Annotated in this window: 16 protein-coding genes; 14 read left to right on the top strand and 2 right to left on the bottom strand. The window is 51.0% G+C overall.

Translation table 11 applies throughout. The annotated features are described in order from the left end of the window. Positions 1-4: 4 nt before the first annotated feature. A complete protein-coding gene (gene holB, locus K0A93_07420; protein MBW6511930.1) occupies positions 5-967 on the bottom strand; it encodes a DNA polymerase III subunit delta' in 963 nt (320 codons plus the stop codon). Continuing rightward, on the bottom strand, positions 964-1,611 hold the full coding sequence (tmk, locus tag K0A93_07425) for a dTMP kinase (protein ID MBW6511931.1): 648 nt from the start codon (positions 1,609-1,611) through the stop codon (positions 964-966). Before tmk ends, holB begins: the two co-directional genes overlap by 4 nt. Positions 1,612-1,858: 247 nt before the next feature. Between tmk and rnc the strand changes: the two genes are divergently transcribed. The 14 genes from rnc (at position 1,859) to K0A93_07495 (ending at position 16,658) form a co-directional block, all read left to right on the top strand. Next, entirely contained in the window at positions 1,859-2,575 is a 717-nt protein-coding gene (gene rnc / locus K0A93_07430; GenBank protein MBW6511932.1) for a ribonuclease III, read from the top strand. Positions 2,576-2,617: 42 nt separating this feature from the next. After that, positions 2,618-3,514 carry a GTPase Era gene (gene era / locus K0A93_07435; GenBank protein ID MBW6511933.1) on the top strand — a complete coding sequence of 299 codons (897 nt, stop codon included), beginning with the start codon at positions 2,618-2,620 and terminating at the stop codon, positions 3,512-3,514. 37 nt (positions 3,515-3,551) lie between these two features. Next, the gene (der, locus tag K0A93_07440; protein ID MBW6511934.1) at positions 3,552-4,871 is read left to right on the top strand and encodes a ribosome biogenesis GTPase Der; all 1,320 of its coding nucleotides are present in this window, start codon (positions 3,552-3,554) and stop codon (positions 4,869-4,871) included. A 120-nt stretch (positions 4,872-4,991) separates the two neighbouring features. Further along, positions 4,992-6,737 carry a response regulator gene (locus K0A93_07445; GenBank protein ID MBW6511935.1) on the top strand — a complete coding sequence of 582 codons (1,746 nt, stop codon included), beginning with the start codon at positions 4,992-4,994 and terminating at the stop codon, positions 6,735-6,737. 24 nt (positions 6,738-6,761) lie between these two features. Next, positions 6,762-7,139 carry a response regulator gene (locus K0A93_07450; GenBank protein MBW6511936.1) on the top strand — a complete coding sequence of 126 codons (378 nt, stop codon included), beginning with the start codon at positions 6,762-6,764 and terminating at the stop codon, positions 7,137-7,139. 9 nt (positions 7,140-7,148) lie between these two features. After that, positions 7,149-9,197 (top strand): chemotaxis protein CheA, encoded by a 2,049-nt coding sequence (locus K0A93_07455; protein ID MBW6511937.1) that lies wholly within the window; start codon positions 7,149-7,151, stop codon positions 9,195-9,197. Beyond that, entirely contained in the window at positions 9,190-10,005 is an 816-nt protein-coding gene (locus K0A93_07460; protein ID MBW6511938.1) for an AAA family ATPase, read from the top strand. The genes K0A93_07455 and K0A93_07460 overlap by 8 nt, the downstream gene beginning before the upstream one ends. Before the next feature lie 13 nt (positions 10,006-10,018). Beyond that, entirely contained in the window at positions 10,019-10,810 is a 792-nt protein-coding gene (locus K0A93_07465; GenBank protein ID MBW6511939.1) for a chemotaxis protein CheW, read from the top strand. Positions 10,811-10,829: 19 nt separating this feature from the next. Then, positions 10,830-11,201 (top strand): response regulator, encoded by a 372-nt coding sequence (locus K0A93_07470; protein MBW6511940.1) that lies wholly within the window; start codon positions 10,830-10,832, stop codon positions 11,199-11,201. 14 nt (positions 11,202-11,215) lie between these two features. After that, entirely contained in the window at positions 11,216-11,719 is a 504-nt protein-coding gene (locus K0A93_07475; GenBank protein MBW6511941.1) for a chemotaxis protein CheW, read from the top strand. A gap of 31 nt (positions 11,720-11,750) precedes the next feature. Next, a complete protein-coding gene (locus tag K0A93_07480) occupies positions 11,751-12,692 on the top strand; it encodes a zinc-ribbon domain-containing protein (protein MBW6511942.1) in 942 nt (313 codons plus the stop codon). A 4-nt stretch (positions 12,693-12,696) separates the two neighbouring features. Continuing rightward, positions 12,697-14,712, top strand: a complete 2,016-nt coding sequence (locus tag K0A93_07485; GenBank protein MBW6511943.1) for a HEAT repeat domain-containing protein — start codon at positions 12,697-12,699, stop codon at positions 14,710-14,712. A gap of 3 nt (positions 14,713-14,715) precedes the next feature. After that, positions 14,716-15,597: a protein-glutamate O-methyltransferase CheR gene (locus K0A93_07490; protein MBW6511944.1), complete on the top strand. Its 882-nt coding sequence runs from the start codon at positions 14,716-14,718 to the stop codon at positions 15,595-15,597. After that, entirely contained in the window at positions 15,594-16,658 is a 1,065-nt protein-coding gene (locus K0A93_07495; protein MBW6511945.1) for a chemotaxis response regulator protein-glutamate methylesterase, read from the top strand. The genes K0A93_07490 and K0A93_07495 overlap by 4 nt, the downstream gene beginning before the upstream one ends. Positions 16,659-16,669 lie beyond the last annotated feature (11 nt).

Below are 16,669 nucleotides of genomic sequence, written 5' to 3' on the forward strand. Positions count from 1 at the left end.
CCCGTCAGGCCACCAGCTGCAAGAGCAGGGTTTCCATCGCCAGCTGGCGGTTGACATTGCGTTCGAGACGGTGACGGGTTTCTTTAATTGCAACGAGTTTGTTGAGTAGCTCCAGAGTGCTGTGTTTTCCCGCTACGGTCTCTATGTTAGCACGTAAATCAATATTGATAAACTGTGCGGCTCCATTATGTCGGCGCAACAGCGCATCACGATAAAATGCCTGATAAATCTCCAGAACTTCAGGCAGGCGATCTTTGTCCGCCGCCAGTCGTTCCGCCAACGCGAAAATTGGCAGGATACTGCCGGACGACAACATCACCAGCGACTGAATCAGCTCACGCCGCTCATTAAGATAAAGATCACGATCCTTGCCCAGTGCTTTTTTGAAGCTGCCCTCCGAAAGTGCGGCAAGAATGTGGCTTTCCTCGTCGTTCAAGTCAAGCTGGACACGGAGCTCATCTTCCAGTTGGACAGCGGCAAGGCGATTGAATGGGAGTGGCTGACAGCGGGAACGAATCGTTTGCAGCACCCGTTGAGGGTAGGCGGTTAACAGAATAAAAATGGCGTTTCCGGGCGGCTCTTCGAGCGTTTTGAGCAAGGCATTGCCGGATGACCGGTTCAGTTTGTCGGCGGCTTCAATCAGGCAGATCTTGCGTGAAGCCTCTAGTGCACGATAGGCCAGCTCTTTTTGCAAAAGCCGGATTTGCTCGATCTTGAAATTGGCTCCATCAGCTTCAAGGACATGGAGGTCGGGATGATTGCCGTGATCAATTTTGCGACAGGCCGGGCAGTCACCGCACCCTTGAGCCGGGCAGAATACCGCACGCGCCAAGGCTAATGCCACCAGTCGCTTGCCAATTCCGTCGGGGCCGGTAAAGAGGTAGGCATTGGCCAGCCGATCACTTTTCAGGGCACGACGTAACAGGTCTTTTTGCCGTTCGTGGCCAAGGATCTGGGCGAATGTCATGGTGTCCCTCGGGTTGAGATGACGTTGTCGACAACCTGTCGAATATGCTCGGCGATGCGTGCCGGAGAACCTTCGGCATCAATGATCTGAAAACGTTTGTGCTGCGCCGCCAGCGCGAGGTACCCCTGGCGGACACGATGATGAAAAGCGAGGGATTCACGTTCAAAGCGATCTTCATTGTCGCCCTCGGCCTGTGCGTTGCGGGCGCGAGCTCGCTGGAGTCCTGCTGCGACCGGAAAATCAAGAAGCAGGGTCAGATCGGGAACAACGCTGTTGGTTGCAAGGCGGTTGAGGTCGCCGATCAAATCCAGATCAAGCCCCCGTCCGTGCCCCTGATAAGCGACTGTTGCATCGATGTAGCGATCACAGATGACAATCGTACCTGTGGTAAGCGCCGGACGAATGATCTCGTCGACATGCTGGGCCCGCGCTGCGGCGTAGAGGAGGAGCTCCGAACGCTGGGTCAGGGCGGTATTGGCGGCATCGAGCAGGATTGAACGAATGGCGTCGGAAATAACACATCCCCCCGGTTCACGGGTGGTCAGGACGGGATAACCGCTGGCGCGCAGATGTTCGGCGAGGCGTTGCGATTGTGTGGTCTTGCCGCAACCTTCGCTCCCTTCAAATGTAATAAAAAAAGACATAGTTGGCTGACTGTGAAAGAGTACTTTTCATCAGGAGTTGACCCTGGATTTTGTGAAAAAACGAGGTCTGTTGAAAATTTGTGCGTCACCGGATTTTGTCAAAAAATCAATCTTCACATTATAGAAAAGCGCTGTGGCAAAGATCAAGGAAAATCCTGTAAGCGTGTCGCTAAATATTGATAATAAATAGAGATTCAGTTATACTCTCAAATCGTTTGCAGTCGATGACAGACAGGTGGGATAGAGGATGGATATAACTTCGGCAATCGCTGCTTTACAGGAACGACTGGACTACCGTTTTAACGATTCAATGCTCCTGAAAACGGCGCTGACGCACAAATCGTTTCGTAATGAACAGCCAGCGGACATGGCTCCTGACGACAATGAGCGTCTGGAGTTTCTGGGGGATGCGGTTCTTGATCTGTTTATCGGTGAACGCCTCTACGAAATTGAGCCCTCTTTGAGCGAGGGCGAAATGACCAGGGTACGCGCCGAACTTGTCAGTGAAGTCGGTCTGGCCCGGGTTTCACGCACGTTGCAGCTGGGGGAATCCCTGTTGTTGGGACGTGGTGAACGCAAAAGTGGCGGACCAGACAAAGACAGTCTTCAGGCGAATACACTTGAAGCGGTGATCGGCGCGATCTTTCGCGATGGCGGGTGGCAGGCATTGACAACGGTTGCCGCGCGCCTGTTTTTACCGTTGATTATCGATAGTGTTGCACAATCAGCCGACAGTGTTGACAGTAAAAGCCGGTTACAGGAGCTTTTGCAGGCGCAAGGGGAAAAACCGCCGGAGTATAGACTGATTGAAATCGAAGGCCCCGATCATGACCGAAGGTATGGTATCGAGGTATTGATCGACGGTCAACGCGCCGGTTTTGGAAGTGGTCGTTCAAAAAAATTGGCGCAGCAGGTTGCTGCCCGGGAGGCGTTGCTCACTGTGCAGAAATTGCGCGACGCATAAATATTTTTCGACACACAAAGCCCGACGGCTGTGGAGTGAACCATGACAGATCATCAATTTAAATCAGGTTTTGTGGCGATTATCGGTCGTCCCAATGTCGGTAAATCGACGTTGCTGAATCGCCTTCTCGGGCAGAAAATTGCCATTACATCGAACAAGCCGCAGACGACCCGAAATCGTATCCTGGGGATATTGACTGACGCAGCAAGTCAGACGCTTTTTCTTGACACCCCCGGCATTCATCCGGCGCGAGATGACCTGAACCGCTTCATGGTCGAAGAAGCGGTTGATGCCTGTGCCGATGTCGACATGATCCTGCTGACCATCGATGCCGAGCGCCCCGGTCTGGATCGTCTCGACCAGTTGTTCAAGATTCTGGATGGAAGGCGGGCTGCGGTATTGCTTGGAATCAACAAGATTGACCGTATCCCACGCCAGCAGTTGCTGCCGATGATTGCGCAATTATCAGAACAGTTTTCATTTGCGGAAATTATTCCGTTTTCAGCACATACCGGTGAGGGGGTCGACACGCTACTCGCGGCGATTCGTTCGCGCTTGCCAGACGGTCCGCGCTATTACCCCGAGGATATTCTGACCGATTTGCCGGAACGTTTTATCGTTGCCGAGATGGTTCGTGAACAGTTGTTGAAACAAACGCATGAAGAGATTCCGTATGGGGTTGCGATCGTCGTAGAGAGTTTTACTGAACGAACTGATCGCGCGCTGATCGAAATCAAGGTTAAGATTATTGTTGAGCGGGCTTCGCACAAAGGGATTGTGCTGGGTAAAGGTGGCGAGAAAATTCGTGCCATCGGGACAGCGGCGCGGCATGACATCGAACGTTTTATCGGTTCGAAGGTCTATCTGGAATTGTTCGTCAAGGTTCAAAAGAACTGGACCGAATCCGCACGATTACGTCAGGAATTTGGCTACAAATAACAGATATTGCCAAGTGTTTGGCGAGAAAGAAAAGTACATGTTGCCAGTTGTAGCTATTGTTGGGCGTCCGAATGTCGGCAAATCGACCCTTTTTAATCGTCTTTGTGGCAGTCGCCGTGCCATCGTTGAAGATTTTCCTGGGGTTACCCGTGATCGTCATTATGCCGAAGTGACCAAACACGAAAAACCTTTTATGCTGATTGATACCGGCGGATTTGAGCCGGCCTCACGCGATCGTCTCCTGACGCAGATGCGTGAGCAATCGCAGTTGGCGATCGAGGAAGCTGACGTCATCATCTTTTTGATGGATGGACGCGAGGGATTGAATGCCTCCGATACAGATGTCGTGGCCATCTTGCGTCAAGTCAAAAAACCGGTGCTCTACGTGGCCAATAAAATCGACGGCGGTGGGCTTGAACCCGCGCTGGGTGAGTTCTACTCGCTCGGTGTTGCAGAAGTTTTGCCCGCTTCGGCCGAGCATGGCTACGGGATCAATGATCTGATTGATGAATTGATGAAGTTGCTGCCAGCTCCGGAGGTGATCGAGGAAGATGAACGTGAAACGCGAATCGCCGTCATCGGTCGCCCGAATGTCGGTAAATCGTCACTTGTCAACCGCATGCTTGGCTATGAGCGCGTGGTGGCTAACCCGATCGCCGGGACCACCCGTGACACTATTGATACCCCCTTTCAGTATCATTCAAAACGCTATGTGTTGATCGATACGGCGGGTATCAGGCGCAAGGGCAAGGTCAGTCAAAAACTTGAAAAGTTCAGTGTTATCCAGGCATTAAAAGGGATGGAACGGGCTCATATCACACTCGTTCTGATCGATGCAAGTGAGGGCGTTACCGACCAGGATGTGACCGTTGCGGGGTATGCCCATGAGAAGGGACGAGCCATTATTCTGCTCGTCAATAAGTGGGATCTGGTCGCCAAAGACAATTCGTCGATGAAGAAATATACAGAAGATTTACGCATTAAATTCAAGTTTCTGGCTCACGTTCCGATCCTTTTTATCTCTGCCGTCACTGGTCAGCGCGTGGCGAAGATTATGGATCTGGTTGAATCGGTCGCCGAGGAGTTTAACCGGAAAATTTCCACGCCCGAGCTGAACCGGATTCTCAAGGAAGCCGAGGATGCTCATCCGCCGGCATTTTTCCAGGGACAACGCGTGAAATTCTACTATGCGACCCAGTCGGCAGTTCGACCGCCCACGTTTATCATTTTTGCTAACCGTGCGAAAGGGGTCCATTTTTCATATGAACGCTATCTGGTAAATAAATTTCGCGAAGCTTTCGGTTTTGACGGCGTGCCGATTCGACTGATCTTCCGTGACCGGGAACGCAATAAATAGGCAATAATGCTTTACTTTCCCCAAGCCGTCCGCTATATTTACCTGTATTTTACTGGCATCAACCTGGGTCGAGGCGACACGTGCCAGACCCTGTGATCGACAACCCTGAATGAGTTTTGCATGAGTCTGGTTGGAAATCTTGAAGACCTCGGTTTGGGTGACATTCTGCAGATTGTCAGTCTGAGTCGCAAGTCGGGTATTTTGGCGTTACAGAGCCGTGAACGCGAAGGCACCGTCGTGTTTAACAATGGCGAAGTGGTGCGCGCGACATCAAGTGTCATTCGTGAGAATCTTGGGGATTTGCTGCTGCGTAAAGAACTTGTCGATCTTGATACGCTCAAGCAGGCCATTCAGGTGCAACACGAAGAAACGCCGGATGTTCGTCTTGGTGGCATTCTGGCCGAGCGTTTCGGAGTGCCCGCCGATGCCATTAATGAAGCGGTTCGCGAGCAGATAGAGCGTATTGTTTACAGTTTTTTCGGGTGGATGGAAGGTACATTTTCCTTTGAACTGGGCGATTTGCAAGAGCAGGAAGCGACGCGGTTTAACCCGCTGCAATTTATCCTCGACAAAGGGTTGAACCCCCAATGGCTGGCGATGGAGGGGAGCCGCATCCTTGATGAGAAACGTCATCAGGGGGGGGCTCTTGAGGATGAGGTTGTTGAATCAAAAATCGATCTTGGCACATTGCTGGGTGAGGGTGATAACGACGCGTCGGCAGCCGTGGATTCTTCACCGGAGCAGGAACTGCCGCCAGCAACGGCTGATGAAGATCTTTCCGCTTCGACAGCACCCTCGTCCGATGCAAAAAGTGCTTCCAGTAAAACCATGTTGATTGTCGACGATGATGACCTAACGATTGAGATGCTTGCCGAACAGTTGAGGGTCCACGGTTTTGAGGTTATCGGTTGTCGGACCGCCGCTGAATTTGAGACACGACTGGATGCACTGATCGCCAAAGGGGGTAAGCCGCGGCTGTTGGTTGATATGATCATGCCCCGGGTTGACGGTGGTGGATTGCTCGGTGGCCTTGAATTGCTGGAAGTTGTCTGTGCCCGTCATCATGGTTTGGATCTCGTGGTCATGACCGATTACGAGAATCCTGAAGCGGCGGCCCGCTTGCGTGAACTGGGGGCCCGGGCAATTCTTGAAAAACCCAGTAAGGACCAGTTGCAACAAATACAGGGACAGCGCCAGATTGCAGCCCTGGCGACCGCTTATGTTAATTTAAGAACAACCGCTGCGGCATCGACACTGCCTGCCGGGATGATCAATATCGGTGCCGAATTAATGCTCGAATTTGGTGACGACGAACCATCGTCACTGCCGCAGCGTGGACCCGAATCGCCGGGCCTGCACCTGCTCAAGGGAATGTTGCAGGAATTAAACAATCCGGCCCTGGGTGGCGGCATTATTTTGCTCGTTCTGCGTTTTGCCAGTGAGCTGATGAACCGGGCAGTGATTTTTTTGGTCAAGGAACAGGAGATTGTCGGTCTTGGGCAGTTCGGTATTGAGTTGAACGGTGAAAGTGCCGACGTTCGCGTGCGTAAAATGCGCATTGTCCGCGGCGAGGAATCAGTTTTCAACCAGATTGTTTCCAGTATGACACCGGTCAAGACCCGTCTCACTCCCTGTCGATGGGATCAGTATCTGATCAATGAGCTGGGCGGTGACGACCCGCAGGAAGTGTTTCTGGGACCATTGGTCAGCGAAGGGCGGGTCGTTGCGTTGTTGTACGGTGATAACCTCCCTGGGCAGAAAAAAATCGGTGACACCGAAGCGCTGGAAGTCTTTCTTTCCCAGGCGGGACTGGCGATGGAAAAAGCTGTGATGGAACGACGCATGCAGAACAGAAACGCTGTCTAATGATTATTAATTTGCAACAGGAGTATGTCGCTGGTGGCTAAAAAAATACTGATTGCAGAAGATTCTGCCACAATGCGATCGTTGATTGTTTCGACGATCAGTGCCATGGGCAATTATGAGACGATTGAGGCCGCCAACGGTTTCGAGGCGTTGCGCATTTTGCCACAGGAAAAAGTCGACCTGGTTATTACCGACATCAATATGCCGGATATTAACGGGCTTGAGCTGGTCAGTTTTATCAAAAAAAACCCGAACTATCAAACAACCCCGCTTTTTATTGTCAGTACTGAAGGGAGCGACCGAGATCGCGAAAAGGGGATGGCGCTCGGTGCTGATGCCTACCTGGTTAAACCGTTTTCGCCGGTTGAGTTGCAATCATTAATCAACAAATATCTGGGCTAGGAGCTGACGGTGTCAGAAATTAAGTCATCCCGTGCAGTTCATGATTTCCTCGCGGAAGCTGAAGAGATTATTGAGAAACTGAATCTTGATCTTATCGCTTTGGCTGATCGCGCGGAGAGCGCTGACTTCAGCCCCGAGTTGCTGAATGAAATTTTCCGTGGAGCACACTCGCTGAAGGGGCTGGCCGGTATGGTCGGTTTCGATGATATCGGCGAGTTGTCGCATCATATGGAAAATTTACTCGACGGTTTACGGCTGGGCAAAGTGCAGCTGACCGTTGAACTGATTGATACCCTGTTCATCTCCCTCGAAGTTTTATTAAAAATTGTCCATGGTAAAGGAAAAAACGAATCATTTACCGTAGATTTGACCACCGTGCTGTCGCGTATTGCGGCGCTCGGCAAGGCACCTGCGAATCCCGACGAGGCACTGCTGACGACATGCGGTGTCGATGCAAAGATTCTCGATGTTCTGACCGAATATGAAGAGCATCGTCTCCTCGAAAACCTGAAGCAGAAGCGACATCTTTTTCGTGTTAATGCCGTGTTCAATCTGAGTAGTTTCGATCAGGATTTATCAGAAATTTCAGAATTACTGAAACAGCAGGGTGAAATTATCAGCACGTTGCCGAGCTCCGGTGATTTCAGTGATAAAATTGCATTTCAGCTTCTTTATGGCACCCGCATCAACCGTGATGAAGTGGTGGCTCTCCTTGGACACGATGAAATTGAAGTGATCCCGGTGGGAGATGAACAGCCGTCACAAGCGTTCGCGGATACTGCGCAAGCTGTTGCCGTTTCGCCCGCTTCTTCACCAAGCACCGTTGACAGTGCGGAGGCGGGCAGTGACGCCTCTGCGCGTTCGATCAGTCGTACCGTACGCGTCGATATCGACAAGCTCGATTACCTGATGAATATCGTTGGCGACTTGGTCCTTGCCAAAGGAGCGATTGCGACGATTGCTGATCAATTACGCGCTCAAGATGATTCTCTTGGTGGCGAGTTGCAGAAGGCAACCCGGTCGCTGGAACGCCGACTTGATGAACTCCGCGACGGCGTTATGGACGTCAGGATGGTTCCGGTCGGTCAGTTATTTGAAAAAATGGCGCGTATCGTTCGGCGGGTTGCAAACGAACATGGTAAAAAAGTGGTGCTGGAAACCCTTGGTGGCGATACTGAACTCGACAAAATGATTGTCGAGGACCTTTCCGACCCGTTGATGCATATCATTCGCAACTCAATCGATCACGGTATTGAAAAACCGGAAGAGCGCGTCGCCAAGGGTAAACCGGAAAAGGGGATGATCAAGCTTCAGGCGATGCAGCGTGGCAATCATGTTGTTATTTTAATCAGTGATGACGGGCGTGGCATAGATCCCGACCTGATCCACAGCAAGGCGATCGAGAAGGGGTTGATCGGCAAAGATACTGTTATGTCGCGCGATGCGATCTTTGACTTGTTGTTCACTCCCGGATTCTCCACCCGGGATGAGGTCAGTGACTTGTCCGGGCGCGGTGTCGGCATGGATGTCGTGAAAACAAATATTGGCAATATGTCGGGAATGATCGAGATTGACAGTACCGTAGATGCAGGTACGACCATGTTGTTAACGTTGCCGATTACCCTGGCCATTATCAAAGCGCTGATTGTCAAGGTGTGTGGCCGCACCTACGCGATCCCGATTAATTCAGTCCTTGAAACACTCATGATCGAACGCCGTGATATCCGGACGATTGAACGGCGAGAGGTGGTTGAGTTACGCAAGATTACTTTGCCGCTGCTGCGCCTGGGGCATGTTTTTAACCTGGAAGAAAAGAAGAACAGCAGTGATCGGCTGTTTATTGCTGTGGTCGGTCTGGCAGAAAAGCGGATGGGGATCGTTGTCGATGAGCTGATCGGGCAGCAAGATGTGGTCATCAAGTCACTCGGTTCCGTACTGTCGTTTGTTCGCGGGGTTGCCGGGGCCGCGGATATGGGGAATCAAAAAACGATTCTGGTCCTCGATGTCGGTGGTTTGCTGTCTGATACATTGCGTGGTGATGGTTCGATCCATGTATGAAGATTTTTACGGATTTACCGAAAAGCCGTTCAGCAAAACGCCCGATCCACGCTTTCTCTATCATGGGAGCAAACATCAAGAGGCTCTGGCACGGTTGCTCTATGCTGTCGAAGAACGCGACCTGATTCTGTTGACCGGAGAAATCGGTTGTGGCAAAACAACCCTGTCACGGGCATTGATGGACGAGCTGGATGACAGCTACCGGGTCATGCTTTTTATTAATCCACGCCTGACGCCGATGGAATTTTTACGGACGCTGGCGATCCGGCTTGACATCGCAGAGCCCTCACAGTTCAAAACGGATCTGCTTGAGCAGATCGGTGGTGAGCTGTTCAGCCTTTATCAACGAGGGATTTGTCCGGTACTCATCATTGATGAAGCGCAACTTATTCCGCACAAGGAGACGTTTGATGAAATCAGGTTGCTGACCAATTTTCAACTGGATGATCAAAACCTGATGAGCGTTGTCCTGATGGGACAACCGGAATTGCGGAAACGGCTTATGCATCGAGCTTACGAACCGTTAAGACAGCGTATTGGCATGCAATATGATCTCAAACCGTTGACATTGGCAGAAACCTCTGAATATATCGACTTTCGTTTGTCTGTGGTCGGTGGATCTGCCGGTTTCTTCACCTTGCCTGCGGTCGAAGTCATTTATACTTACGCTCAGGGTGTGCCGCGCAAGATTAATCATGCGGCATCCCTGGCATTGCTCGAAGGCTTCGGCTGCGAGGCGACAATGATCGATGTGGAGATTATGGAAGCTGTGATGCGCGAGCTCGATTTATCCGGTATCTGGAACTGAGCGGGGGCAACGAATGGATCTGGCTAAAATCAGAAAAAAAGCAAAAAGTCAGCCCAAAACAGGTGCTCAGGATCCTGCGTCCCCGGTACGCAAGAGTGCGCGTGAATCAGCTTCAGTGCAGGCGACTCCCAACGGAGCAGAGCTGCGGGTGGAAGCGCCGCAACTATGCGTTGAGCCGGACGTGTCACCCAAAAGCCAGGTTGCCACTGTAAACGGGGTGGAGACCGGGGCAGTGCATGATGCCGGGGGCGGTAAAGCGTTGCCGTTGTCGAGGGTCAATCCGCTCGACGAATTGTTTCGTCAAACCCCTGATATTCAGCTGGCAACCGAAGACAGCTATCTTCGTGCCTTGACCGATGTGCACAGTGTCGACGAGAATGTTCGGCAGTGGTTGACCTTCTCGTTGGCTGATGAAGAGTATGCATTAAACATTGAGACGATCGACGAAATATGCAAGCCACGCGAAGTAACAGAAGTCCCCAATGCTCCGTCGTTCGTTCTTGGCCTGATTTCTCTGCGTGGCAAGATTGTCCCGGTCTACGATTTGCGGAGCAGGTTGCAGCTCGGGGCGGTTGAAGCGACAGCCGCAACACGCATTATCGTGTGTCAAACGGAAAATAAAATTGTTGGCTTGCTGGTCGACAGTATCACCCAGGTGGTACGCTTGGCAGACGATGAAATTGAGCCGCCGCCGATGGTGTTGTCCGGGCTGGATCGTGATATGCTTGACGGGGTTGGCAGAAGTCAGGATCGAATGATCATCCTCCTGAATCTGAATAACGTAATAACCATAGACAGGGATTAATTTCCGGAAGGAGTGGGTTATGGCAAAACAAAAGATTCTGATTGTCGAAGATGAAGAGAGTTTGCTCAAACTGGAGAGTATTTTGCTCACCTCAAAAGGCTATCAAGTGCGTGGCGTGACAAACGGTCAGGCGGCACTTGATGCCATCGAGGAAGACCCTCCTCACCTTGTTCTGCTCGACATTATGCTCCCTGAAATTGATGGTTTTGAGATTTGTCGACGGATTAAAACAAATCCTGCGACCAGCGATATCCCGGTCATTATGCTTACCGCCAAAAAAAGCCGTGAAGATATGGCGCGTGGCGAAGAGGTCGGCGCTGACTGGTATGTCACCAAGCCGTTCAAATCTGCCATGGTGATTGAGACGATTCAACGTTTTATTGACAGGTAATGACAAAGGTGAATATGTCGACATTCCCGCAAAATGAACAGATAGATTCTCAGGAAGTACAGCTGGCGTGTTTTCATGTTGGCGCTGAGATCTATGCCCTTGATATCATGCGAATCCGTGAAATTATTCGACCGCAGCGCCTGACTCCGGTCCCCAAGGCACCGGCATTCATCGAGGGGGTCATTAACCTGCGCAGTGCGGTCATCCCGATTATTGATTTGCGCAAGCGCTTTGATCAGCCGGTGCGCGAAAACAGTCGTAAAACCAGAACCATTATTTGCTCACTGACCGGGCGGATTATCGGTTTGATCGTTGATGAAGTGCTGGAGGTACGTCGCTATACACGTAGTGAGATTCAGCCGGCACCGCATTACCTCAGTGGCAGGGGAGCTGATTTTTTTCTCGGCGTCTGTCGGCGCAGTGATGATCTGGTGATGTTGCTCGATCTGGAGAAAATCCTTACCTCAAATGAAAAAATCAATCTGGAACTTATAAACGATCATTCGGTCGTTTCCTAATGTCCGCCTTATCCGCTTAAAGGTCTGTTGAATGATAGTCAGTTGTCCTTCATGTCATGCACGGTATCGCCTTGACCGTAATAAGCTCAATGACAAACGCGTTACATTGAGATGTGCCAAGTGTCGTCAGGTTTTCAAAATTGCAACTGGCAACCAGGACAATGGGAAAGTTTCCCCTGCCAGGAGTTTTCCTTTTCGGGTGCTGGTCGCTCATGGTGATGCTTTGTTGTGCGCGGCGGTGGGCGAGATTCTTAAACAGGGACAAATCAGCTATGACGTTGTCAATGATGGCAATGTTGCATTAGAAATGGTTCAAAATAAAGTGCCGGATGTTGTGCTGATCGATGTTGCGCTACCGGGACTGTTTGCTTTTGAATTGGTACAAAAAATTCGCGAAAATGTTCGTCTTGAGAAAATCACGTTAATATTGCTTTCCTCTGTATACAATAAAATGGCTTACAAGCGACGCCCTGATAATCTTTATGGCGCTGACGGCTATATAGAAAAACACCATCTTTCCGACGATTTGGTGCCGATGCTGAATCGTATCCAGTTGGGCGTAACGCAGGCCCATATGAAACGCCCTGCGGAGCTTCAGGTCGAGGGAACGGTGGCTGTGGAGAACCAGGATATCCCCGCATACAACGACATTGGCGCAATGAACCAGCGTATCCAGTCTGCCGAAGAACATGAGTTGGCGACAGATATTCCTGATCAGGACATCGCTCGTGCGCGGCGCTTGGCGCGGATTATTGTTTCCGATATTGCCCTGTATAACCAGTCGCGGGTTGAGGAGGGGATCCGTAACGGAAGCTTCATGGAAATCTTTGCCGAAGAACTCGCCGAAGGACGTCGATTGTTTGCGGAACGAATCAGCAAAGATGTCCAAGGCCGTGAGGATTTTTTTGAAACAGAGATTAAACGTTTTTTGAAACAGAGAATCCTTGATATGCAGGGCAACAAAGACAGGTGACCTCGTGACGGAATGGACTGAATTGCAAACAATGCTTGCCTCCGCTGATGAGGAAACGCGACTTGATGCCTTGCGGCGCTTGCCTGCCGGTGATACGGACGCTGCATTGCAACTGATATTGCAGGCTTTGGGCGATTCGAGCTGGCGCGTTCGCAAACAGGCTGTTGAATTGTACCTGCAGCGGACCGACGTTGATCAGAGCGCCGGAAAAGTTGTCGAACAACTGTACTCATCGGACAATGCCGGCTTGCGAAATGCGGCGGTTGAAATTCTTATTCGTCTCGGTTCGGTCGTGACCAGGCGGATGATTGCTGAAACCCACAGCGCTGACCACGATGTGCGAAAGTTTGCTATCGATATTCTTGGCGGAATATCTGATTCTGATTGTACTTCTGCATTGATTGATGCCCTGCGAGATCCAGATGAAAATGTGCGCGCGGCAGCTGCTGAAAATCTTGGGAATATCGGTTCAGACGCTGCCGTACCTGCACTCCTGAACGCAATGGAGAGCGCCGATTTGCTGTCCCGGTTTACGATTCTGGAGGCAATCGGGCGTATCGGCCGACCGGTGGCGATCGCGGAGTTGCTCCCCTACAAAGATGATCAGTTGCTGCGCAAGCCGTTATTTGAATGTCTGGGGCGCGTTGGTGATGCCGAAGCTTTTCCGGTGTTGATGGAGGGTATTATCTCCGGACCGGCGAACGCCAGTGAGGCCGCTATCGTGGCATTACAGCAACTGGTGGAACGGTGCGGTGCGGATTTTGACAGCAACCTTTCTGTCAACAATTCGCGTCTTCTGGCACAAACACTCGGTAACTTTTTCAGCCACAATAAACGAGAAATTCGCCGTTCGGCCGTTAACCTTTTGGGGCTTTTACGTGATTGTGATAATGCCGAAAAGCTTCTCGATCTGTTGTCTGATGAAGAGGTTCAGGATAATGCATTCAAGGCACTGGTGGCTCTTGGCAGTGACGGCGCAGAACGTCTGGCTGAAATCTGGTTGCAGGTCGATGTCACGAAGCAGTCATATATCGCCTATCTTTTTGGACAAACGGCCTATCGCAAAGGGGTGCCATTATTACTCGAAGCGATTTCCTCGTCCGATCCACAATTACGTGAAATTGCCGCCGGAGCGTTGGGGAAGGTCGGTGACGCCGATGCATTAAAGTCCCTTATAAACCTTTTTTCAGACGAAGTCGACCGGGTCAGGGATGCAGCGACCGAGGCGGTCATCCGTCTGGGCGGAGCCTATACGCAACTGGCTCTGGAAGAAATTCGCACGTGTCTCGACCATGCTGATGCCGCTACACGCATGGCGGCTGTCGCCGCGTTAGGCAGGTTGGGGGGTGTCGATGCAACTGAAGTTCTACTGGAATCATTAAAGGATGTCTCCCCCCAGGTCAGACAGGCAGCAGTTCGAGCATTCACTCCTTCGCGTGATGAAACGACGATTGAGGCAATAGCATTGGCGCTGATGGATGAAGATGCCGGCGTGCGTCGATTGGCTGTAGAGAAGCTCGGCATGTGCGCCGACCTTGTCACCTTGTCCCCCTTGAAACTGGCATTGGCTGACGATGATGTCTGGGTACGCTCTGCGGCAGTTCGCGCGATCGGACTGATCGGCGGCGCAGCACAGCTGCCGGTCATTGAGCGGCTGTTGTTTGATCCTGTCGGTCTGGTGAGTATCGCCGTGCTTGATACAGTTGAAAAAATCGTTCCGGAGCAGGTTAACGATCTTTTCACCCAGGCCCTTGAACACCCTGATCATGAAGTGGTGATCGCCGCGATTCACGGTCTGGTGCGCAACGCTCAAAAAGATGTGCTCTCTGCCAAATCGACTCTGTTGTCCGCACATCGTTCCGTGGAAGTCAGAACCGCTCTTTATCGCGCCCTCGCTGAATTGGCAGGGAACGAGGCGCTGTCGATCCTGACCATATATCTGGAACGTGAGCAGGATGCGTTAGCAAGAGAACAGCTGTTGTCGTTGATCGATAATTTAAAAGCAGCTCATGGATTGTAACCTATGATTTTGTTTGCCCCTGATATTCCCATGAGCGATGACGAGTTTGTTCTGTTGAAGGACCTTGTCTATCAATACTGTGGTTTGCACTTCACTCCTGAAACCAAATATTTGCTCGAAAAACGTCTCACAAAACGGCTTCAACATCATAAGCTGGAATCGTTTCGCGACTACTATTACATGTTGCGCTACGGTCAGGACAAAGAAAAAGAATTTGCTGAAGTCGTCGATTCTTTGACCACGAATGAAACCTATTTTTTTCGGGAAGACTTCCAGCTCAAGTCATTTACCGACGAGATCTTGCCGGAAATAAGTGAACGCAAGTTGAAAACGGGCACGAAACGCCTGCGCATCTGGAGCGCGGGGTGTTCGTCAGGCGAGGAACCTTATTCAATTGCCATGCTGCTTCTCGATATGCCTCAGTTTAGCGACTGGCACATTGATATCATCGGTACCGATATCAGTCATCGGGTTCTGCGCCTGGCGCGCGAAGGAATCTATGGCGCGTCGTCATTTCGTTCGACCTCTCCAGATTATCAGCAGCGTTATTTTCTCCCTGAGCCGGGGGGGAAGTCGAAGGTTGCTGATCGCGTCAGGAAGTTGGTCACATTCAGCCATTTAAATCTTTTTGACTCGGCGCGCATTGCGCTGCTGGGCAAGATGGATGTTATTTTCTGCCGCAATGTTATTATCTACTTTGATGTGGCCGCAAAAAAACGCGTCGTGGAAAATTATTACGAACGGTTGCATCCGGAAGGGTTTCTGTTGCTGGGACATTCCGAATCCTTAATCAAGGTAACCAACCTGTTTCAGTTGCGACATTTCAAGCATGATATGGTGTATCAACGACCAAAACCTTTGCAGGAAATGGTGATGACGCGATGACAGACAAAATTCGCATTCTCGTCATTGATGATTCGGCGTTCAACCGGCGGACGATTATCAAAATGCTGGAGTCTATTCCCGGCATTGAGGTCGTTGACTACGCTTGCGACGGCGAAGATGGGCTGCGCAAGGTTTTCGACCTGAAACCTGACCTGATAACACTTGATCTTGAAATGCCGCGACTTGACGGGTTTTCTTTTTTACGCATTGTCATGCAAAATCGGCCGACTCCGGTGATCGTTGTGTCGGCGCGTTCTGATAATGACAATGTATTTAAGGCTCTCGAATTCGGTGCGGTCGATTTTGTCTCAAAACCGTCGTCCCGGATTTCACCGGAACTGTTCAATATCAGAGATGATCTGGTAAGTAAAATTCATGAAGCCGCCAACGCCAATATGCTTAAAGTGCTCAAACGGGCGGCGCGTAGCAAAGATCAGAGCGATACCTTCTCCAGTCATTCGCGAGTCAATCGCGGGACGAATAAAAATGCAATCAATCATGTGGTCATCGGTGCATCTACCGGAGGGCCACCGGCGCTGCAAGCGATTTTTTCGAATATAAAGAACCCTGTCGATGTTTTTTTTGCGGTCTCCCAGCATATGCCTCCCGGTTTTACCAAATCATTTGCAGACCGTTTGAATAAATATTGCCCTCTGGAAATCAAGGAAGCGGAAGCCGGAGATATTGTGCGTTCAGGTCGGGTGCTTATCGCCCCCGGGGGGAAGAATCTGGAGTTTCGACGACATCAGAACGATGTCGTTGCCGTGGTCAGTGAGGCGAGGATCGGTCAGCGTTATGTCCCCTCTGTCGATATCATGTTTAATTCCGCAGTTAAAGTGTTTGGTTCCGACCTGCTCGGGGTGGTTCTGACCGGGATGGGGAACGATGGTGCTTTGGGCACTGCTCATATCAAGGAACATGGCGGACTGACACTGGCTGAATCTGAAGATTCCTGTGTTGTCTTCGGCATGCCGAAAGAAGCCATCGCCACCGGCAAGGTCGACTGGGTCAAACCGTTGGCACAAATAAGCGAGGAAATATTAAGCAAATGTGGTTACTGACAGGTGTTTTA

The organism is Desulfuromonadaceae bacterium (assembly GCA_019429445.1).
Lineage (GTDB): Bacteria > Desulfobacterota > Desulfuromonadia > Desulfuromonadales > JAHYIW01 > JAHYIW01.